This window comes from Bartonella sp. AC329YNZD (assembly GCF_042196685.1).
Lineage (GTDB): Bacteria > Pseudomonadota > Alphaproteobacteria > Rhizobiales > Rhizobiaceae > Bartonella.
Genome location: NZ_JBHIQS010000036.1, coordinates 1 through 6,065, shown reverse-complemented (window position 1 = coordinate 6,065; position 6,065 = coordinate 1). Strand labels below are relative to the sequence as shown.

General features: G+C 39.4%; 4 protein-coding genes and 1 pseudogene. All 5 read left to right on the top strand.

Features of this window, described 5'->3' with window-relative positions; all coding sequences use genetic code 11:
• Nucleotides 1-364 precede the first annotated feature (364 nt).
• On the top strand, nt 365-1,558 hold the full coding sequence (locus ACFIMW_RS08645) for an MFS transporter (protein WP_375608799.1): 1,194 nt from the start codon (nt 365-367) through the stop codon (nt 1,556-1,558).
• Nucleotides 1,559-1,768: 210 nt separating this feature from the next.
• Nucleotides 1,769-2,443, top strand: a complete 675-nt coding sequence (locus tag ACFIMW_RS08640) for a hypothetical protein (RefSeq protein ID WP_375608800.1) — start codon at nt 1,769-1,771, stop codon at nt 2,441-2,443.
• A 10-nt stretch (nt 2,444-2,453) separates the two neighbouring features.
• Nucleotides 2,454-3,692, top strand: a complete 1,239-nt coding sequence (locus ACFIMW_RS08635) for a DUF2087 domain-containing protein (protein ID WP_375608801.1) — start codon at nt 2,454-2,456, stop codon at nt 3,690-3,692.
• A 511-nt stretch (nt 3,693-4,203) separates the two neighbouring features.
• Entirely contained in the window at nt 4,204-5,430 is a 1,227-nt protein-coding gene (locus tag ACFIMW_RS08630) for an MFS transporter (protein WP_375608802.1), read from the top strand.
• Between the two features lie 217 nt (nt 5,431-5,647).
• A pseudogene (locus ACFIMW_RS08625) lies at nt 5,648-6,065 on the top strand (hypothetical protein); the annotation flags it as partial.

Sequence of the window (6,065 nt, the reverse complement as noted above, 5' to 3'; positions counted from 1 at the left end):
AGTGTTTTTGGCTATTATGGTTATAGAAGCCGTAAAGACACTTTCATGCTTTAAAACGTCTACCTTTAAAGCAAATACATAAAAAGCTGCACTATGCGTGCAGCTTTTTTGCAAAATTTTCTGATTGCCCTTTTGTATCATTGTCTCTCATATCAGACAACTTCTCTAGCCCATCATCCTTAATACTCCCCTTTCAAAAAACACAAGGAGTTGCTCATCGCTGCCAATAGGCATTGTGCTTGTTTTGGAAAAGAGCTCTGAAAACTTCCTTTCTCAACTGATCATCAAAAAAAACTATACAAAGCGTGGGATATACCATAAACACGCAGAAGAAAATTGTACCTTTAGCCTCTTGGGGAGCATTGTGACAAAGAAGAAATCCATGATTTTCGCCCAAATAGGGCTTTTTATTATTTTGGCTCTTAGCAGCTTTGCCGATGAAACAGCGCAGGTCACATTTGCTTTACACTTAGCAGAAAGTACAGCCTCGATTTCAATGCTGCTTTTTGCAGGGCTTATAGGAGCAATTTGTGCAGGACCCATTGCGCCGCGCCTCTTACATCGCTTCCAACCAACGCGAACAGTCCCCATTGTTTTATTGTTTGAAGCACTTTTCATAGCCGCAGCCGCAGCCGCTAACCAATTTTGGCTTTATATTGCCCTTTCTTTTGCACTAGGGTGTGCTGGTTCACTCTTTTGGTCTGCTATCCTTGTTGCTGTACCTGACTTCGCAAAAAATGATCGGCAATTAGACCGTAACAACCGCATTATCCAAACAGTCCGTAATCTCGGCTACATTGCAGGACCACTGTTAGGAGGTGTACTATATGGTCTTTCAAACGGGCAAAAAGGGCTCTTTGCACTATCCATCATGGTTCTCTGTGCAACCTTTATCACTCTCTTCTGTTTTAAAAGTTTAAAAATGCATACGCCAACAACAAACGCAGTACAACAAGCCAAAAAGGGACTAGACTTAAGAGGGCTCTTGCGTAAAAAAAATGTTGTCTATGCTCTTTCCCCCCTCATCATTACCATCACCCTCACCTCGGCTCTTAATGTCCTATCAATTGTCCGCATCCGCACCGAACTGTATTTAAGCGCTGAAACCTACGGGATAATTGCAAGTATGATAAGTCTAGGGCTCGTCGTTGGACCGCTCTGCTTTTCCAGCCTTTTCCACCGCTTTGGCAATGCTGCTGGAGCATCACTGGCTGCGACAATAATTGGATTTGCAATTTTCTGCTTTTCTCTCACACACATTGTATGGTTGATGATGCTGTCATTTTTCATCCTTGGGGGTGCCAACGGTGTGCAAAATGCACTAATGGCAAGTTTTATGATGAAAGCCATCCAAAAAGAACAACGAAACAGTCAAATGCCCGCCTATATCTTTATCATACAAACAGCCGTGTGCATTGGTTTTATCAGTGCAGGTTTTGTAAAAGTGCATCACACCCAATACACACTCCTTATCATCGGCATTGCCACCATGATCACAGGCATATTAGGCTTTACATTAAACCGCGCTCTGCAAAAAAAGGAATGGGATAATGCCTAGCAAACTTTACCATCTTTTCTCTCGAAAAAAAAACATGCCCAAAAATAGCATAAAAATCACCACTTGATCAAATTATTGTATCTCCCATGCAACCCTATACCAAGCAATGTGATTTTGATAAACCATTCTCGTGTGGAGGAGCAAACAACCCAAGCAAATAACCCTTGCCAAAACTTGATATTTTAAAGCAGAAGAAAACAGTTTAACATCATGCAACAAGACCCTATAGGCTTAAACTTTTACAATGGAACAGGTGGTTATATATGGCAACTGGCAGACTATATGCTACATGACTTGAATGAAAGCATCCACACCCTTGCCTTACAAAAAACCACACCGCCCACAGCCATCAATTCTTTTGACGTTTACCCACGTGAACTCAATCCTTTATCACGCGTTCAATGGGCAAAGGACGTACAGATAACGAGAAATAAACCAGCTTTAATTGGAAAACGGCAAATACAACCTGCAATCGTTATTTCTACAAAAGGAGCGGCATTTGGCGGATTCGACTTTCCCACATTTGAAGCACTTCGTGAAGGCTGCCTTGTCCAATCCTTAAAAGAAATCAAACTCAATGGTTGCCTTTTTGACGTGAATAGTCTTTTGATATCACTGCTACGACACGGTCTCATCGAAACAAATCAAAAAGCCTTTTCAAAAAATGATGCAACCGCTCTTTTACGAGAGCCAACATGTATTATCATAGATTCTTCTCTTGGGTTCCTTGCCATTAATCAACTTAATGGACGTACAATCCGGCTTCATGAAAAAACAAAACATCTCTTGAAGCAAGCCACCACACCAATGCATCTTCAACACCCGCTAGAGGATTCAATAAAGTTTCTTGTAAAAGCAGAAATGCTACGATTGATAAAATTATAAGGATAAAAAGATGCAGCTGATAAGACCTGGTATGGGAACACAAAATAGTGCTCAACTGATCCATGCACTCATTCAAATGGCAAGACCGCGTACAGTCATTGAAATCGGTGCTGGTGATAGTACGCGCTTTATCGTAAGAGCACTCCAAAAAGCAAAACAAGCATGGCAACAGGATAAAAAGCTTCTAGAATCCGCCATTTGGGAAGAGCGTACAGCTTTGCTTGACCCTTCAGGAATTCCTGAAAATTACGAACCTCGGCTTATTACCATTGATGATTTTACAGTAGAAGGTCAATCAGCAGAAGAAGCATGGCAAAGACTTCTTAAAGATGGCATTGAAAAAGATACTGTAACATTTATCAATGAAAATTTTTTCTCTCTTGATGAAAGAACTCTCAAATCTTGGGTGCCAATAGATTTTGCTTGGATTGATGCTGGAACGCCAGCAGATGATGTACGATTTGTTATAACCCTTTGGGAACATATCACACCTGGTGGTTATCTTTGTCTGCATGAACCAACAATGACCACAACGATTGCTCTCAATAGCGAACAACGTGTTCGACGCGTTAGAACCCCTATCTGGGAAGAACTCCTCTATCGGCTTGATGGCTCCTATGAAGCTTTAACACTCCCCGAAAACCATAAATATCGTCAAAGTGGTCTGGGAATTATTCGCAAAAGCACCCCAGCCGAACAGGCTACACGCGCACAATCACTACAAGAAGAACTTATAGAAATCAATGAACTACCCATTCGCAATGATCTTTTGCCCATGGGAAAAGAAACCCTTCACAAACGCAGCACACGCAATTCGCTCATTTCTGCCATGGCCTCTCCTACCCTGCGCGCTGTTTATGCCGCCATTATCCTTGGTGCAAAAAATCTTACTGATATCCTCCAACATATTGATTCAGATGCCAAAACAATTCACAAATCGATCAATCGCCTTTTGAACCTTGGACTTATTCACAACACAACAAAAGGATTTCAAGCCGAAGAGACAGTGTGGAAAATGCTAGAAAATAAACATGAACGAAATAGGGAAAATTTAAGCGACCGCCATTTAGAAACAGAAGAGATGCTATCAAAAATTGGTGAAGCCTTTCAAATGGGAAAAATCTATAGCGAAACGGAAGTTTCCAAGATATGCAACCTCTTTACGATAGACTTTGCCCGATTACGACGCACTCTTGTTGAGAGAGGTTTTTTACAACGCCATGGAGGAAAATATCAACGCATGCGCTAAAAGAGAATTGAAAAATGATTAGCGAACGCTATCGTTTTTCTTCTCTATTTCAAGAGAATGAATAACCTTCCACTAAAAAAATATAAATTCATTAAAAGGTTACAAAATCATTCATCCCATTCATATGTTGACAATCTATGGGGGGATAGTACATCCTCTTCATAAAGGTTAAAATGGAAAAGCAAGAATGCGGGATGTCAATTGGTTATCAAATAGGATTAGGAACAGTCAAAACCATCAGGAGAAGATATAGGATCAAGGTCTCAATGATCTTACGATTGTTGCGTAGACATCCGCGCACAGTGTTGTTGCTCAATCCAAATCATGCTCGATATTTCTAAAAACATCGTAGAAAAAACAAAAAACAATATTCTTGCAGTGGACTGGCTGGTGAATCAAGAAGGATACTATTTCAACGAAATGTGCACAGCAGAAACAGGGCTGACAAAACTTCCTCAAGAGATACAACAAAATGTATTTGATCATTTAACGACACTTCTATGGAAATTCCATGGGCAAAAATAAAATAACTTTTTTCATCTATAGCACAGTTTTTCTTTCTGAATTTTCCTTTTTCTTTGTACTCCCTTTGCTTGGAAACTCTTCTCTCATAACTGCTGCCAATGTCGCTTTTTATCTCGCTGGATCAGTAATCCTTGAAAGCATTCTCATGGTAACCACAACGAGTTTATTAGAAAGATTTTCGCGTAAACTCTTAATGGCTACCGCCTTTATTTTAAGGAGTAGCGCTTTTGTGTGCATTATCCTATCGCTCACACCTTCTGCATGGTTGATCTTTTTTACCTTAATGGCTTTTTCGAAAGCAATTTCAAAGCCATTTTTGAGAGAAATTTTATCAGAACATCTCAATGAAAATGCTCTTAAGCGCGCATTAACTCTCTATTCTTTTTTTCAAAATGCTGCTGTCGTTATCGCCCCTCTTGTTGCAACGAGTGCCATAAAATACAACGCATCAGTTTTTTTGATGGCTTTTTTTGCACTCATTGGTTTGTATCTTTGTGTTTTATCCATTCAAATTGTTTATCACTACCCCCATAAAAAATTATCTCTTGAAAAGAACAAAAAAATAAAGAATTCTTTTCTTTCTTCTTTAAAAACAATAATATATAATCGCTCTATTGCTTATTTGCTGGTCACGGCTTTGCTTTGTGCATTCCTCATGGGAATTTTCATCACCACCACAACACTTCTCAGTAAATTTGACAGCAATCTCGCCCCTTATAGTGGAATTTTCTTTTCAATTGTTGGCATCAGTATTTGTATCTGGCAAGGAATAATCAATAAACATCTCAGCCTTTCTGATAAATCAACTTTCTACCTATTATGGCTTATGGGAAGTTTCGCTGCATTTTTCCTTATGGGTGGCGTCTTTACCGCTGTGACTGCATTAATTGCCTACAGTGTCTATGAATCTGTCATGATTACAGAGATATACTATCAAGCAAGGAAAACAACCTCATCCCTCTCTACCAGTGTTCTTTTTAGTTATATTCTTGTTATTTCAAATATTGGCCAAGCTGCCGGCTCATGGACAAGTGGATGGATCATCAGCCATTTCAACAATCACATCGCTTTCACCTTTTGCATGATTGTTGGTGTCTCCGCCTTTGCTTCTTGCCTTTGCCTTATGCAAACTAAAAAAATAAGGAACTTCAATGTCACATATAATTTTTGCTACTGGGGGCACAACAAGGGTGCGCAAAACACTTCGCCATAAATGGCTCAATTATGATTTTGTAACACACTCTGCGGCAAAAAAGCTCAAAATGGTCTTTAAAGATTGCTCTGTAAACGCCGTTGCAAATTGTCTCATAGCTTAAAGGATTATGGGATAGACAAGCGTAAGGTAGCTACATTCTGCACGAATAATATTCTATTGATATCCATGTGCAATACAGCCAAAGCATTTTTCTTATAATTCGCTCATTTTTGCCATGACCGCACCGACACTACGCGCTGTCTATACTGTTATTATACTTGGTGCTAAAATTCTTTCTGATATCCTCAAACTTGTCAATTCAGAAACTAAAAACATTCACAAATCTATTAATCGCCTTTTAAACCTTGGTCTTATTCAAAACACAACAGAGGGATTTCAAGCAATCGATAAATTATGGCAAGTGCTAGAAGATAAAAATGTACGAAATATGGAAAATTTCAGCGATCGTCATTTAGAAACAGGAGATATACTTACAAAAATTGCAGAAGCATTTCAAATAGGAAAAAACTATCGCGAAACGGAAACATCAAAAATATGTAGCCTTCCCCTTACCACTGCCAGCTTCCGTTCAAACATCAAGACCAATGGCTGCAAAAGCAAAAAGCTGCCCCTTTTTTTCTCACGGCATACTT

Bases quoted from the DNA above. Each gene is read 5' to 3' on its own strand.
- ACFIMW_RS08635 (WP_375608801.1), top strand. From the start codon at position 2,454: ATGCAGCTGATAAGACCTGGTATGGGAACACAAAATAGTGCTCAACTG.
- ACFIMW_RS08630 (WP_375608802.1), top strand. From the start codon at position 4,204: ATGGGCAAAAATAAAATAACTTTTTTCATCTATAGCACAGTTTTTCTT.
- ACFIMW_RS08640 (WP_375608800.1), top strand. From the start codon at position 1,769: ATGCAACAAGACCCTATAGGCTTAAACTTTTACAATGGAACAGGTGGT.